Genomic DNA, 15365 nt, shown 5'->3' on the forward strand with positions numbered 1-15365 from the left:
CGGGCCGATACGGTGCGCCGCATGACGCTCGACTACCTGATCATCGGAGCCGGGCCGGCCGGGCTCCAGCTCGCCGCCCTGCTGGAGCGCGACGGCCGCGAGCATCTGGTGCTGGAGGCCGGATCGGCACCGGGCACGTTCTTCAGCCGCTACCCGCGACACCGCCAGTTGATCTCGATCAACAAGATCTGGACCGGTTCCGACGATCCGGAGTTCAACCTGCGCTCCGACTGGAACTCGCTGCTCACCGACGATCCGGCGTTGCTGTTCGGCAACTTCAGCCGACGCTACTTCCCCGACGCCGACGACATGGTGCGCTACCTCGCCGCCTTCGCCGAGGGCCGGCGGGTCCGGTACGACACCCGGGTCACCCGGATCGCCCGCGACGGCGACCTGTTCCGCGTCGAGACCGGCGACGACACGCTGACCGCCCGCCGGGTCGTCGTCGCCACCGGCGTCTCCCAGCTCTACGTCCCGCCGATCGAGGGCGTCGACCTCGCCGAACGCTACGACACGGTCAGCGTCGACCCGGACGACTTCACCAACCAGCGGGTCCTGATCATCGGCAAGGGCAACTCGGCCTTCGAGACCGCCGACGCCCTGGTCGGGACCGCCGCCGTCATCCACGTCGCCGGACCGCACTCGATCCGGCTGGCCTGGCAGACCCACTACGTCGGGCACCTGCGCGCGGTCAACAACAACTTCCTCGACACCTACCAGCTCAAGTCGCAGAACGCGGTCCTCGACGGCACCGTCGAGCGGATCGCCCGCCGCGACGACGGCGGCTACCGGATCGACTTCCGGTACGCCCGGACCCGGGAGTCGATCCGGCAGATCGACTACGACCGGGTGATCCTCTGCACCGGCTTCCGCTTCGACGCCGGCATCTTCGACCCGTCGGCCCGGCCCGACCTGGTCATCAACGACCGGTTCCCCGAGCAGACCTCCAGCTTCGAGTCGGTGAACGTGCCCGGCCTGTACTTCGCCGGCACCCTCACCCAGCAGCGCGACTTCAAGCGCTCCACCAACGGCTTCATCCACGGCTTCCGGTACGGCGTCCGCGCCCTGCACCGGATCCTGGCCGCCCGGCACCACGGCACACCGTGGCCGTCCACCACCCTGGACGCCACCCCCGAGGCGATCACCGAGGCGATCATCGCCCGGATCAACCGGACCTCGGCGCTGTGGCAGCAGTTCGGCGTCCTCGGCGACGTCGTCGTCGTCTCCGGGGGCACCGCGCGCTACCACGAGGAGGTCCCGGTCGCCTACCTGCACGACGGCGGCCTCGGCCCCGAACCGTTCGCGCTGGTGACCACTTTGGAGTACGGCCCGGACCACGACCAGGTCGACCCGTTCGACATCACCGTTCCCCGGATCGCCGAGAACGACGCCGCTCACGCCCACGACGCCAGCTACCTGCACCCCGTCGTCCGGGTGCACCGGGGCGGCCGGGTCGTCGCCACGCACCACCTCGCCGAGAACCTGGAGAACGACTGGAACATCCCCGGGGTGCACCAGCAGCCCCTCGCGCTGTTCCTCAAGGGCGTGCTGGCCGAGGCCGGGGACGTGCCGTCCGATGCCGGCTGAGCACGGCCCGGCCGCGCGTCCACCGGTGCCGGTCGGCGGGCGTCCGCCGGCCGGCGCCGGCCCGGCCCGACGGGCACCGGGGCTGCCCGGCCCGGCCGTCCCGAAGTCGGCGGGGGACGGCCGGGCCGGGTCCGGCGCGGCGGCCGGCGAGCCGTCCGGCGGGGCCGCCGCCGGTGGTGAGGTCTGGCCGCAGCCCGTGCTGCGGCTGCTCGCCACCGGCGGCGACCGGCCGGTGTTCGAGGACGGCGACCGGATCGTCGACGCGACCGGGATGTGGGCCCTGGTGCGGCGGATCGCGTCCGGGCTGCGCGCCGCCGGCGTCGGACCGGGCACCGGGGTGGCGCTGCGGCTCGGCGTCACCCCGGAGGCGTTCGCCGCCGTCATCGCGGCGTTCGCGGTGGGCGCCCGGGTGTCCGGGCTCCGGCCCGAGCTGCCCCCGACGCCCCTGGAGCGGCTGCTCGGCAGCGACGACGCGTTGCTCGTCGACGACGCCCGGCTCGCCGCGCTGGTGGACACCCCCGACGACGGCACCCCGCTGGTCGCCGCCGGCCGGCCCACCGACATCGCCCGGATCACCTGGACCAGCGGCAGCACCGGCAACCCCAAGGGCTGCGCCCAGACGTACGCGGCGATGAGCGCGGCCTGGGCGGCGTACCCGGACCGGTGGCCGCCGGCCATCGCCGCCCTCGCCCCCCGGCTGGGGCGCTACCTGGTCTTCGGCTCACTGAGCAGCCAGGTGATGCTGGAGTACGGCATCCTCACCCTCGCCGCGGGCGGCACCCTGGTCGCCGCCCGCCCGCCGGGCTTCCCCGGCATGATCACCCGGCACCGGGCGACCGCGAGCGTGATCACCGTCGGCAAGCTGCACCAGCTCGTCCGCGACCAGCGCGCCCATCCGGTCGACCTGAGCAGCCTGCGCGCCCTCGTCGTCTCCGGCTCCCCGCTGACCGTCTCCCGGCTCGCCGAGGCGCTCGACGTGCTCGGCCCGGTGGTGTTCCACGGCTACGGCCAGACCGAGACCGGCATGATCGCGATGGTGACCCCGGCCGAGCTGCTGGCCCGCCCGGCCACCCTCGCCTCGGTCGGCCGGGCGCCGGCCGTGGTCGACCTGTCGATCCGCGACGCCGACGGCCGACCCGCCGCCGAGGGCGAACTCTACGTACGGACCCCGGCGCAGGCGACCGCCTACTGGGCCGATCCGGTCGAGACGGCCGACGTGTTCACCGACGGCTGGGTACGCACCCGCGACCTGGCCCGGCTGGACGCCGACGGCTACCTGCACCTGTTCGGCCGGGTCCGGGACGTGATCATCGTCAACGCCAACCTGGTGTACGCCGGCCCGATCGAACGGGTCCTCGCCGTCGACCCCTCGGTCGCCGAGGCGTACGTCGTCAGCCGCCCGGACGACGTCACCGGCGAGGCGGTGCACGCGTACGTGGTGCCGGCCGCCGGTCACGAGCCGGACGCGGAACGGCTGCGCGCCCGGGTGGTGGCGGCCCTGGGACCGGCGGCGGCCCCGAAGACCGTGGAGACGATCGCCCGGGTTCCGGTCGGGCCGAGTGGCAAACCGGACAAGCGCGCCCTGGGGGCACCTGGCCAATCCTGAGTCGTCGGACAGTACGCGGGGGCGCACGGCGCTGCTCCCACCAGCCTGCCAACGCCGCTGCCAGGGCACTTGCCGCGACCGGTCGCCACCGGCAAACTCTGCATCGATCCGACTGAACCTTCGGCTGGCTCGGTGCGTTGAGAGGTCGAAGCCACAGCCTGCCGAGGAGCGCACCGGTGCCACTGACCACCACGTCCCACCGCCAGCGGCTGGAGCGACTCGTCGGCGCGGTACGGCGACGGCTGTCACCACTGTCCGGCGCGGCACGGCGACGGCTGTCCCGGCTGCCCGGTCCGCCGATCGTCGCGCGGATCGTCGCCGGGGTGCTGGCGCTGGCGCTCGCCGGCCTGGCCGGCTTCGCCGCCACCACCGGATTCGGCACCGCCACCGCCGAGACCGTGGAGGGTCGGGCGGTCCCCGCCGACCAGGTGCCGCTGATCGCTCAGGCCGCGCTCTCCTGCCCGACGCTCACCGCGCCGCGCCTGGCCGGTCAGCTCATGGCCGCCTCGGGATTCGAGGCCGACGCGCGCACCGACCGGGGTGGATCCGGGGTGGCCGGCCTGACCGACGAGCTGTGGAAGCGGTGGCTGCCCTGGCCCGACGCGCCCCGGCTGGACGTCGCGGCGAACATCGTCGCGCTCGCCCACCACATGTGCGACCTCGTCGGGCAGGTCGCGCGCGGCGAGATCGACGGCGACACCTGGGAACTGGCGCTCGCGGCCCACCACTCCGGGATGCCCGCCGTCCAGGCCGACCGGGGCGTCCCCGACGCGGCGTCCGGATACGTGCGGACCGTCGTCGGCTACGCCGAGTGGTACTCCCGGCAGCCCGACTTCGACACGGCGGGCCGGACACCCACCCCCGCCCCGCCCGCACCGACCGCCGGCAGCGCACCCCGCCCCATTCCCGACGAGTACCTGACGGCGATCCTCGCCGCCGGCCGGACCTGCCCGGCGGTCACCCCGGCCAAGATCGCCGGCCAACTCATGGCGGCATCGGCGTTCAACCCGCACCTGCTCGGCGCCAACGGTGCGCAGGGCATCGCCCAGTTCCTGCCCACCGTGTGGAGCCGCTACGCGACCGCCGGGCAGTCGCCGTGGGACGCCGCCACCGCGATCGCCACCCTCGGCCGGACGATGTGCGCCCTCACCACCGACCTGGGTGGACTCACCGCCGATCCGTACCCGCTCGCCCTGGCCGCCTTCCAGTGGGGTCCGGGGATCCAGGCCGGTGGCGGCCCGGACCTGGGCATGGTGGACGAGAACGCCGGCCGGGTGCTGGCCTACGCCGCCTTCTACGCCCAGGACCCCCGGCTCGGCGGTCGTCCGTCGTCCCGCCCCCCGCTGCCCGCCGGCACCCGGGGACCGGTGCTGGCACTGCCCACCGCCGCCGGCACCGCCGCAGGCGTCGGCTCGCCCCACCCGAGCGCCGCCGGCCCGACCAGGCCCGCCCCGGCGGCCGCTCCGTCCACGCCGGCCGCCGCCCGCCCGTCCACCACGCCGCCGCCGGCGGCAGCGACCGGCTACCGGATCCGGGGATACGGCGGCACCTGCGTGCACGCCCCCGCCGCCGTCGACGGCCAGCAGCTGGTGATCTCGGGGTGCAGCAGCTCGGTCCGGCAGAAGTGGACCCTCGGCGGCGAGACCGTCCGGATGGGTTCGCTCTGCATGGACCTGGCCGACGCCTCCTCCGCCGACGGCACCCGGATCCAGCTGGCGACCTGCAACGGCGGTTGGGCGCAGCGGTTCTGGATCAACGGTTCCGGGGACCTGGTCAACTCGGCCATCGGCAAGTGCGTCGACATCCGGGACTGGTCCACCGCCAGCGGCACCGGCCTGCAACTGTGGACGTGCACCGGCGAGGCCAACCAGAAGTGGACGAAGGTGAAGGCGTAGCGGGGCCGCCGGGACGGCCGATCGGCCGCGACCGGCACCCGGCTCGTCCGGCCGACCACCACCCCGGCCCGTCCAGGCCGACCAGCCTCGACCGCCACCCGGCCCACCGGGCCGGGCGGCCTACCGTGGGCCGGTGGGACGGCCGATCCGGGCCGACACCACCGCCGTTCCGTCGGCCTCCGCGACCGCGAAGAACGCCAGGGTCTCCAGCGCGACCGGGATCTCACCGGTGACCTCCTGCGGCCCGGCGGTCGCCGTCCACTGTGCCACCTGGTAGGTGCGGGTGTCGGCGGCGACCGCATAGAGGCGGTAATCGACCCCGGCCGTCAGGCCGACCACGGTGGCCCGCACCCCGGAGACCGGGCCGGACCCATCGGGCCGGGCCACGACGGTGACGGAGAGCCGCGCGGTGACACCGGCGCCCTCCACCGTCACCCCCGCGTTGACCGGGTTGACGGTGCTCCGGGCGTCGGGCGGGCCGCCCTGCTGCCACTGGCCGATCGTCACGCCCAGGGACACCGCCGCGACCACGGCCAGCGTGCCGGCGACCAACCACCGCCGCCGGCCCCGCCGCGACCGGTCGGAGCCGCGACCGCCCGGCCCCCGCCCCGCCGGTCCGGGATCCCCCGGAGGACGCCGGTCCGGCGGGGCCGGACGCGGCGGCGTGCCGCCGGCACCGACGGTCGTGGCCGGCTCGACGGCCTCCGGGCTCGGGTCGGCGACTCCCGACGTCGGGGTCTGGGTCGGGGCGGCGACGCTCTCCGACGCCGGAGGAGTCGGGGCGGCGACGCTTTCCGACGTCGGAGTCGGCGGCGGCGTCAGGGCCGGGGCCGAAGGCGGAGGCGGAGGCGGCGTCGGGTCGGGGGTGTCGGCGTCGGCGAGCAGGTCGGCCACCTCGCCGGTGGTGAACCCGGAGAACGCGCCCACCAGCGGACCCAGCCGGTCACACTCGTCCAGGCAGACCGCGCAGGTGCCGAGGTGACGCTCGAAGTCCCACTCGTCCTGCGGGTCGAGGTCACCCCACAGGTACGGAGCACACCACTGGAGCTGCGGGTGGGCCACCGGACCCGGGGCGTCGCTGTCGCTTCGGAGGTCGGTCATGGCCTGTCAGCTCTGCTCGGGGAGGCGGTACGCGGTCCGCCGCCGCAATCGTATGCCATCGCCACCGTGGCGGACGCCTCACACACCGTCCACCTCGCCGATGACGGCGCGCAGCGCACGCAGCGCGTAGTGTGCCCGGGACTTGACCGTGCCCTCGGCGATACCGAAGGCCGCCGCGATCTCGGCGGTGGACAGGCCGCGGAAGTAGACCGCCTCCACCACCCGACGGTGCTCGGCGCTGATCTTGGGCAGGGCCTCCCGGACGGTCTGCGCGGTCACCACCCGTTCCGCCTCGTCCGCGGTGGCCGGCATCCGGCTGAGATCCAGCGATCCGACCTCCGTCGGCCGGGCCTGCCGGGCCCGCGCCATGTCGATGGCGACCCGACGGGCCACGGTGAACAGCCACCGTCGCTGGGTCTCCGGGTCGGTGGCGAGGCTGTCGATACTGCGCCAGGCACGCATCATCGTCTCCTGGAGCAGATCCTCGGCGAGCTGCCGCTCGCCGACCGCCAGCCGGAGCAGGAACCGGAACAGCGGTTCGGCGTGCGCGTCGTGCAGCGCCCGTAGTCGCGCGTCGGGAGCCAGGTCGGCGGCGGGTGGCGGGCCTCCGGCGTCGGCATCGGACACTCCAGCGACACCGGACACTTCAGCGGCACCGGACACCCCGGCGGTGCCACTCGCCGCCACCCCGATGCCGGCCCCGCCCGGCGCGTCCGCATCCGGCACGCGAGAAAGAGCTGCCACCCGGTGCCTCCCCAGCACGCTCACCGTCCGCTTGACCGGCTGCGCAGGCGCGCTCCCACCGCCGGTTCCACGTCGATCCAGGAGAGCATACGGGTCGCCGTCGGACGGTCCGTCGCTGATGTCGCCCGGCATCCGTCGGCATGGGCCGGACGCGGCGGGCCCCGTACCGGCCGGGGCGCACCGGGTCCGGTACCGACGGACCACCCGGCCGGCCGGCGTCCCGGCGGTCACCACCCCCACCGCCCCGGCCGGCCGGGCCGTCGCAGCCGGCCGGGCAGGCACGGCCGTCGCAGCCGGCCGGGCAGGCACGGCCGTCGCGGCCGGCTAGGCATGTACGGCCGTCGCGGGGGTGACGTCCTCGGAGCGCAGGGTACGCAGGTCCGCGACCGTCGGCCCGGTCAGCCCGCGCAGTCGGCCCGCCTGCCGGGTCACCGCCTCGTCGAGCACCTGGCGGGCGTACCGGCCGTTGCCGAAGGCCCGCCCGTGCGGCGCCTGCTCGAAGTGCTGCCGCAGGGCGGCCAGCGTCTCCCCCGGACAGTCGTAGCCGCCGGCCCGCGCCAGACCCTCGAAGATGGCGACCAGCTCGTCGGCGGTGTACGGGGCGAAGTGGACCCGCCGGGAGAACCGGGAGGCCAGGCCGGCGTTCGCGGCGAGGAACTGCTCGATCTCCGCCTCGTAGCCGGCGACGATCACCACCACCTCGTCCCGGTGGTCCTCCATCAACTTGACCAGGGTGTCGATCGCCTCCCGGCCGAAGTCGTTGCGGGCGTCGGCCGGGGCCAATGTGTACGCCTCGTCGATGAACAGCACCCCGCCCCGGGCCCGGTCGAACGCCTCCCGGGTGCGTTGCGCGGTGTGCCCGACGTACTCACCGACCAGGTCGGCGCGGGCCACCTCGACCAGCTGACCGCCGCGCAGCACGCCCAGCGCGGTCAGCAGTTGCCCGTAGAGCCGGGCCACCGTGGTCTTGCCGGTGCCGGGCGGCCCGGAGAAGACCAGGTGCCGGGAGACCGACGGCGCCGGCAGCCCGGCCCGGACCCGGGTCCGTACGGCGGCCAGCAGGTCGATCAGGTCGGCGACCTCCTGCTTCACCGCGTCCAGCCCGATCATGGCGTGCAGCCGGGCCAGCAGCGTGTCCACCGCGCCGGCCGGCGGTTCGTCGTCCACCGGACCGGCCGCCGGCTCGGCCAGATCCTGCGGCAGCAGTTGGGCCAGCTCCACCCCCGAGGCGGCGCCGGTGTCGGACAGCCGGAACGCCTGCCGGCTGACCATCTCCTCGAACGTCTGCCGGGCCACCCGGGCGTTGCCGAACGAACCGGTACGCGGCATCGACTCGAACCACGACTCCAGGGCGATCCGGGTGTCGTACTCCAGGGCGTAGTGGTGGCTGCGGCACAGCCGCTCGACGATCTGCACCAGCTCCGGCGAGGTGTAGCTCTCGAACTCGACGGTCTTGGAGAACCGGGAGGCCAGCCCCGGGTTCGCCGCCAGGAAGGTACGCATCTGCGCCGAGTAACCGGCGACGATCACCACCACCTCGTCGCGGTGGTCCTCCATCAGCTTGACCAGCGTGTCGACCGCCTCCCGACCGAAGTCGTGCCCCGAGCCACCCCCGTCGACCGGAGCGAGGGTGTACGCCTCGTCGATGAACAGCACCCCGCCGATCGCCTCCCGGAACCGTTCGGTGGTCTTCACCGCCGTACCACCGATGTGTTCGGCGACCAGGTCGGCGCGGGCCACCTCGACCAGCTGGCCACCGGGCAGCACGCCGAGGGCGGCCAGGATCCGGCCGTAGAGCCGGGCCACGGTGGTCTTCCCGGTGCCCGGCGCACCCGCGAAGATCATGTGCCGGGACATCGGCGGGGCCGGCAGCCCGGCGGCGGCCCGGCGCCGGCTGATCCGGTGCAGCCCGACCAGGGTCGCCACCTCCCGCTTCACCCCGGCCAGGCCGACCAGCGTGTCCAGCTCGGCCAGCAGTGGCGCGGCCGGATCGTCGGCGGGCGGGGCACCGGCCGACGGCGTCGCCGGCACGGCGGGGTCGGCGGCCCGCGCCGGGACCACCGGATCGGGCCGCCCGGCCGGCTCCGGCGGCCGGTGCGGACCGTCCGCCGGCGGGCCGGCGGGCACGGGGTCACCGGCCCGGCCGGTGGGCGCGGGACCGGCGTCGGTGCCGACGAGTTCCACCGCGGCGTCATCCACCGTGGTACGCAGCCGACCGCCCGCGTTGCCCCGCAGCTCGGTGTCGACCAGCCGCACCGGCCGGCGCGTCTGCACCAGCACCCCCGGCCCGGTGTTGCCGAACACCTCGCACCCGGTCACCTCGCCCTGCGACTCCCCGGCGAACCACACCCCCGGCCCGTCGCCGCCCCGCACCCGGCTGCGCCGCAGCTGCACCGTCGCCCCGCGCTGGGCGGTCAACCCCGCACCCCGGCTGTCGAGCACGTCCACCCCGGTCGCCCGCAACCGCCCGGCCGTCACCACCAGACCGGTCGCACAGCCGCGCAGGGTCACCCCCTCCACGGTCAACTCCCCGTCGGTCACCAGCACGCCGGCCGACCCGGCGTCGGTCACCTCGCCCCGCCGGACCCTCGGCCGGGCCGACTCCGCGACCCGCAGCCCGTCTCCGGCCGGCGCGGTGACGGTCAGATCGTCGACCTCCGGGCGGGCGGTGCCCCGGGCCAGCAGCCCGCCCGGGGATCCGACGACCGTCACCCGCCGGACGGCACCGGCCGACGCGTCGACGAAGAGCAGACCGACCCCGTCGGTGGCGGTCAACGTGCCGCCCTCGATCCGGGGGGCCGCCGTGCCGCTGGCCACCACCGCGGCCCCGGTCGTCGTCTCGACCCGCAACCCCAGGTAGCTGCCGGTGGCGGTGGCCTGGACGCTCAGCCCGTGCCCGCCCTCGACGCCGAGGACGCAGTCGCGCAGCGTCGGGTCGGCGGCCCCGTCGACCAGCGCCGCCGGGCCGGTCGCCGTGCGGATCTCGCAGCCGGTCAGCTCGGGGCTGCCCCCGGTCACCAGCAGCGGGGTGCCACCGGTGTCCACGATCCGGGTGTCGACCAGCCGGATCGTGCCGTCCTCGACCACCACGCCGGGGCCGTCGACGGCGGAGACCACGCACTGCTCCACCAGCCCCCGGCCGCCGCCGGTGCACAACAGCCCGCTGCCGCGTACGTCGGTGATCGTGCAGCCGCGCAGCACCGGGTCGCCGCCGGTGACGGCCACCGCCACGGTGCCGATCCCGGCGACCGTGGTGCGGACGACCTCACCGGTGCCGGCGCGTTCGAACAGCAGGCCCGCCCCGGCGGGGTTGCCCACCCGGCAGTCCCGCATGGTCAGCTCGCCCCGGGGCACGTGCACCGCGACCACACCACCGGCCCGCACGCCGCACCGGGTGAGCTCCAGTCGACCGCCGCCGACCTGGACGGCCGGCATGTGCCCGCCACCACCGAGCAGCTCGATCCCGTGCAGCGTCACCTCTCCCGCGCCGACGTGCAGCGCCACCCCGTCGCCCCCGTCGATGGTGACCGTGCCCGGTCCCTCCTCGGCGATCAGCGTCACGTCGCCGCCGAGCTGGAGCTGCTCCCGGTACACCCCCGGCTGCACGACGACGGTGGCACCGACCGGGGCGACGGCCAACGCGCCGGCGATCGTCGGCGGGCACCCCGGTTCCGTCTGGGAGACCGCCATCACGGTGCTGTTCACCCCTCACCACCCTCTCGTCTGGTTGATCCCCGTGTGCCGCCGGCCGACCGGCGTCGGGCGGGTTCCGTCGTGCCGACCCATCCCACCACCGGCGGTCATCCCGACGGCGGGGCGAACAACCGCCCCGATCCGTCGACGCCGACCCCCACCGGCAACGGCGGGGTACCGCCGCCCGGCACGTCCCCCGCCCCGGCTACCGTCCGCAACCGCTGCAGCGTCTGCTCGCCGCCCGGGGTCGGCCGGCCGGCCGGCAACTCCCGCAGGAACACCTGCCGCGGCTCGCGGTCGCCCACCGGCTCGTCCGCCAGCACCTGGAAGCAGGTCCCGGCGGGGAAGACCGCCGTACCGTCGGTCCGTGCCCCGGTGGGGACGCCGGCCGGTGCGGCGCGGGCCCCGGTGCCGGCCGTGCCCAGACCGCCCAGCCGGCGGGCGCCGACGGACCAGATCACGAACCGCACCCCGGCGTCCGGCACCGGCGCGGGCGTCGGGTCGACGTCGAGGAAGGCCGGCTCCACCAGCAGCGTGCCGGGTGGGTAGCTCGACGGCGGCGCGACGGCCGCGGCCCGGAAGACCGGGCCGAAGACCACCGGCAGGCGCCGCAGCCCGTAGCCCACCCAGCGGGCCAGCACCGCCGGATCGTCGGCCGGTGCGGCCTCGCCCCGCAGGACCGCGTTCACCGTCTGCCGTTCGCCGGCGCAGTAGGCGCGGACCGCGACCAGGCCCGCCGGCAGGTCCGGCGCGCTCACCGCGGCCACCCGCAGCCCGGGCTCCTCCGCCAGGGTCCGGGTCACCACCTGTGTGTACGAGTCGTAACGGCCGGCGAGGATCCGCCGCAGCGCCGTCCGGTCCCCGGCGGTGGGCGCACTCCGGTCGAGACGGAACGTCACCGGAACCCGCGTCGGACCCGGCGGAGCCGGTCGCGGCCCGGGGACGGCGGCCGGCGGCACGCCGGGGTCGGCCACCGGAGTGGGCACCGGTTCCGGTCGGCCGGACGCCGCGTCGGATGTCCCGACCGGAGTGTCCGGCCGGCCGGGTGCCGGGGCCGGGTGGTCGTGGGCTGCGGCGGGTGGCGCGGTCGGACCGGGGGGCGGGCTCTCCGGGCCGGGCGCAGGCGCGTCCGTCCGCTCCGGGGCCGGCGGACGGCCGTCTCCGGTCACCTCCGGCGACCCCGTCCGCAGCAGGTCCAGCCCGGGAGCGGTGAGCCGCTGCCACCGGCCCGCACCGTCCGCCGGCACGGCTGCCGGGTCGACGGCCGACGCGGACCCGCCGACCAGCAGCACGCCCGGGGCCGCGCGGGCCGCCGCGGAACCGTCCGATGTGGCGGCGGCCGGCCCGTCCGGGCGGGCGGCGGTCACGGCAGGCGCGGTGCCGGTCATCGCAGGCGCGGTGCCGGTCATCGCAGGCGCGGCACCCGTCATAACAGGCGCGGTGCCGGGCGGTTCGGGTGTGGCGGGGGCGACGGGTGGCGTGGGGGACGCGGCGGGCAGAGCGGCCGGGGCGGGGAGGGCGGCCGGGGCGGGGAGCACCGGACCGAGGTCGGTCACCGTGCGGGCGGTGCCGGCCGCCGGCCGGGGACACCACCGGCGGAACGTGCCCGTGGTGGTCAGCAGCCCCGTCGCGGTGACCCCGACCCGGGCGTCACCGGCGACGACCGGCACGCCGAGGGCGTCGGCGAGAGTCCCGAACAGCATCCCGGCCGTGGCGGGGTACGGTGCGTCCCCGCAAAGCACCACGGGTCGTCCGACGCGCGGCAGGGCCGCCAGGTGACCGGCGAGCACCCCGGGCGGCACCGGCCGGCCGTCCACCTGGAAGCCGCCCGCGCCGAGCGCCACCTCGACCAGGAAGACGTCCAGCGGCACCGGAGCCCGCCGTCCCGGCAGGTCGTCCCCGGGCAGGAACGACCAGCCACCGGGGACGGGTCGACCCGGTGGGCGACCCCGGTCGCCGGGCGGCGGCCCGCCGGGATCAGCCGGACCGTCACCGCCCACCCGCTCCGCCCGTACCGTGTCCCCGGCGGGCGGCGGTGGCCAGGCGGCGGGCAGCCACGTGTAGCCGTCCCCGACCGGGGCGACCAGCCAGCCCTCGGGCGCGTCGACCGGCCGGGACGGTCCGGCAGGCGGTGGGCACCAGGCGGCGGGCGGCTGCTCCGGTCGGGCCGGGCCGCCGTCGGCGACGATCCACCGGCGGGCCGCCGGTACCGCCCGGGTGGACACGGCCGGGGCGTCCAACGGCACCGCCCCGTCGATCCCGAGATCCGAGGCCAGCCCGGCCGCCGCGTCCGGCACCGCCACCGGGTCGGCGTAGCCGCCGAGCGGGACCAGCCGGAACCCGGCGGCCGACCCGCCGAGCTGGCGGGGCAGCAGGTCGGCCAGGAGAGCGAACAGGTCCGGTCGGGCCGACACGGCCGCCGAGCAGAGCACCACGGTACGGTCCGGGTCGGCCGGCAGCCGGGCGGCCACCCCGGCCAGGGCGGCGTACGGCTCCGTGGCGGCGTGCACGAGGAGCACGGCACCGACGACGGCGGCGTGCACGGGGTCGGGCGGGTCGGTCATCGTCGGTCAGCCCGCCGTCCGTCGGACCGCGCCGGTGGCCTCGACCAGCGTCGCCCGGGACCGGTGCACCGCCACCGCGTCCACGTCGGGGGGCGCGTAGCCGGCCGCCCGGATCGCCGCCAGCAGACCCTCGTCCGGGGCGATCCGGTACCGGGTGAGGTAGTGCGCGGTGGCGGCGGACCAGATCCACCGGCCGTCGCCGAGCAGGTCCACCGGCACCGTACGGCCCGGGGTGACCACGTCGGGCACCTGGGCCGGGCCGGTGAGCAGGGGGAACCCGGCGGCGAGGTAGCCGGCGACCCGGTTCGCCTCCGTGTTCGACAGTCGGGGCCGGTCGGGGCCGAAGGTCGGGTTCCCGGTCGCGTCGAGGGTGTCGAAGGTCGCCGCGACGCGTACCCGCTCGGCCGGCCGGGCGGCCCAGAGCAGGACGGCCCCCGCGAGCGCCCGCCGGTGGTACGCCGGCAGCCCGGCGAGGTGCCCGAACACCTCGACCAGCGGGGCTGTCTCGCCCACCGCCACCAGGGCGGCCTGGAGCCGCGCGGTGAGCGCGACCGCCCCGGCGCGGGCCTGGACCAGGTAGACCCGGGTGGCCGGCGGGTACGGTGTGGCCGGGGCCGGACGTCGCCAGGCCCGCCACAGTCCGGCGGGCTGTTCCTCCCCGCCGCCGAGGGCGTCGACGACGGCCCGGTCGACCTCGTCGACGACGGCCCGGTCGACCTCGTCCACGCCACCGGACGCGACGTCCCCGACCGGCGGGTGCACACCCGAGAGGGCCGACCCGGGCGGGCCGGGGTCGGCGGGTGGGTCCGGTGTCCAGAGGTAGGGCGGGGTGCGGTCGTCCCCGGCTCGGGGCAGGTCGGCGAGCAGGTCGGCGGCCGCGCCGGCGGCGACGAGCACCCGGCTGAGCAGCAGCACGTCGGGGTCGGTCAGCCGGATCTGCCGGGCGACGGCGGCGAAGGCCACCATCCGGGCCACCTCGGTCACCGCACCGTCGGCCAGCCGGGCGCGGGCGGTGCCGAGCAGCACGGCGGGAGCCTGCCCGGCGATCCGCAGCAGGAGCCGGTGCATCGCCGACGGCACGCTCATGCCTCCACAACGGGGGATCCGCCGGGGTGGTTCACCCCGATCCGGGCGGGGTCGCACAACGCCGCGAAGAGGTACGACAGCGAACGGTGCACCGCCACCGCGTCGAGGGTCGGGGCGGTGTAGTCGGCGGCCCGGATCGCCGCGAGCAGGTCCGGTTCGGGGGCGAAACCGTACTGGTCGGCGTAGTAGGTGACCGCCTCCGGCCACAGCCACCGCCCGTCGCCCCGGACACCCGTGGGCACCGGGTCGGCGGCCGACGCCGGATCGAAGCCGTCGGCCGACCGGTGCGGGCTGGTCAGCAGCGGCACCCCCGCGCCGAGGTAGGCGACGACCCGTTCCGCCTCGTCGTCGGTGAGGGTGCCGGGCGGGGCGGCGGGGTCCGGTGGGGCGGCCGTCCGCAGCGGCCCGGCGGGGCGGTCCGCCCAGAGCAGCGCCGAGTACGCCAACGCCCGTCGCTGGTACTCCGGCAGCTCCACGGGCTCACCGAACGCCTCCACCAGCGGATGCCGTTCACCGGCCGCCTCGAGGGTGGACCCGACCCGTGCGGCGAGGGCGACCGGTTCCGCGCCCTGCACGAGGTAGAGCCGCTTCGGCGCCGGATACGGCGTGTCCACGGCCGGGTACCGCCAGGCCCGCCAGAGCCCCACCGGCCCGGGTGCGGCAGCCACCGCGGCGACGGCGGCCCGGTCGAGGTCGTCGGGCCCGCCCGGGCCGTCCCCACCCACGGTCAGGTCCATGCTGTACGGCATCCGCCCGCCGGCAGCGGCCAGCACCTGCGGTCCCACCGGGGCCATCCCGTACGCCACCGGCGGGGCTTCGCCGGTGGGGAGCCCGGCGAGCACGTCGCCGTCCGCACCGGCGTCGGCCAGGACCCCGGCGAGCAGCACGTGCTCGGGCGCGGTGAGCCCGACGCCCCCGGTCAGGCAGGTGAACGCCACCGCCTGGGCCACCTCGGCCAGCTGATCCGCCGCGAGCCACTGCCGGGCCGCGCTGACCACCTCGTCCGGGACCTGCCCGGCCAGACGCAGCAACAGCCGGTGCACGGCGGTACGCCGATCGGTGGTCGGCCCGGTCGTCGTGGTCATGCCC

At 76.4% G+C, this 15365-nt stretch carries 9 protein-coding genes; 3 read left to right on the top strand and 6 right to left on the bottom strand.

Going from position 1 to position 15365, the window contains the following annotated elements:
* Positions 1-21: 21 nt before the first annotated feature.
* The 3 genes from GA0070623_RS06635 to GA0070623_RS06645 all read left to right on the top strand — a co-directional run bounded on the left by GA0070623_RS06635 (position 22) and on the right by GA0070623_RS06645 (position 5088).
* Positions 22-1587, top strand: coding sequence for an NAD(P)-binding domain-containing protein (locus GA0070623_RS06635; protein WP_067312132.1), 1566 nt, complete (start codon positions 22-24; stop codon positions 1585-1587).
* On the top strand, positions 1577-3193 hold the full coding sequence (locus GA0070623_RS06640; RefSeq protein WP_089003947.1) for a class I adenylate-forming enzyme family protein: 1617 nt from the start codon (positions 1577-1579) through the stop codon (positions 3191-3193). Before GA0070623_RS06635 ends, GA0070623_RS06640 begins: the two co-directional genes overlap by 11 nt.
* A gap of 176 nt (positions 3194-3369) precedes the next feature.
* The gene (locus tag GA0070623_RS06645) at positions 3370-5088 is read left to right on the top strand and encodes a ricin-type beta-trefoil lectin domain protein (RefSeq protein ID WP_084261626.1); all 1719 of its coding nucleotides are present in this window, start codon (positions 3370-3372) and stop codon (positions 5086-5088) included.
* 120 nt (positions 5089-5208) lie between these two features.
* Here GA0070623_RS06645 and GA0070623_RS06650 read toward each other — a convergent pair whose 3' ends face one another.
* The 6 genes from GA0070623_RS06650 to GA0070623_RS06680 form a co-directional block, all read right to left on the bottom strand.
* Positions 5209-6189, bottom strand: a complete 981-nt coding sequence (locus GA0070623_RS06650) for a hypothetical protein (protein ID WP_067315166.1) — start codon at positions 6187-6189, stop codon at positions 5209-5211.
* A gap of 78 nt (positions 6190-6267) precedes the next feature.
* Positions 6268-6933 carry a sigma-70 family RNA polymerase sigma factor gene (locus GA0070623_RS06655; RefSeq protein ID WP_231932699.1) on the bottom strand — a complete coding sequence of 222 codons (666 nt, stop codon included), beginning with the start codon at positions 6931-6933 and terminating at the stop codon, positions 6268-6270.
* A gap of 324 nt (positions 6934-7257) precedes the next feature.
* On the bottom strand, positions 7258-10638 hold the full coding sequence (locus GA0070623_RS06665; RefSeq protein ID WP_089003948.1) for an AAA family ATPase: 3381 nt from the start codon (positions 10636-10638) through the stop codon (positions 7258-7260).
* A 95-nt stretch (positions 10639-10733) separates the two neighbouring features.
* Positions 10734-13190, bottom strand: a complete 2457-nt coding sequence (locus tag GA0070623_RS06670; RefSeq protein ID WP_089003949.1) for a hypothetical protein — start codon at positions 13188-13190, stop codon at positions 10734-10736.
* Between the two features lie 6 nt (positions 13191-13196).
* Positions 13197-14276 carry a hypothetical protein gene (locus tag GA0070623_RS06675; protein ID WP_157517527.1) on the bottom strand — a complete coding sequence of 360 codons (1080 nt, stop codon included), beginning with the start codon at positions 14274-14276 and terminating at the stop codon, positions 13197-13199.
* Positions 14273-15361, bottom strand: coding sequence for a hypothetical protein (locus tag GA0070623_RS06680; RefSeq protein WP_067307506.1), 1089 nt, complete (start codon positions 15359-15361; stop codon positions 14273-14275). Before GA0070623_RS06680 ends, GA0070623_RS06675 begins: the two co-directional genes overlap by 4 nt.
* Positions 15362-15365: the final 4 nt, after the last annotated feature.

Source organism: Micromonospora rifamycinica (genome assembly GCF_900090265.1).
Classification (GTDB): domain Bacteria; phylum Actinomycetota; class Actinomycetes; order Mycobacteriales; family Micromonosporaceae; genus Micromonospora; species Micromonospora rifamycinica.

What these genes read in the sequence shown, in the direction of transcription:
- GA0070623_RS06635 (WP_067312132.1), top strand. Translation starts at nt 22, where the DNA reads ATGACGCTCGACTACCTGATCATCGGAGCCGGGCCGGCCGGGCTCCAG.
- GA0070623_RS06670 (WP_089003949.1), bottom strand. Translation starts at nt 13,190, where the DNA reads ATGACCGACCCGCCCGACCCCGTGCACGCCGCCGTCGTCGGTGCCGTG.
- GA0070623_RS06680 (WP_067307506.1), bottom strand. Translation starts at nt 15,361, where the DNA reads ATGACCACGACGACCGGGCCGACCACCGATCGGCGTACCGCCGTGCAC.
- GA0070623_RS06675 (WP_157517527.1), bottom strand. Translation starts at nt 14,276, where the DNA reads ATGAGCGTGCCGTCGGCGATGCACCGGCTCCTGCTGCGGATCGCCGGG.
- GA0070623_RS06640 (WP_089003947.1), top strand. Translation starts at nt 1,577, where the DNA reads ATGCCGGCTGAGCACGGCCCGGCCGCGCGTCCACCGGTGCCGGTCGGC.
- GA0070623_RS06650 (WP_067315166.1), bottom strand. Translation starts at nt 6,189, where the DNA reads ATGACCGACCTCCGAAGCGACAGCGACGCCCCGGGTCCGGTGGCCCAC.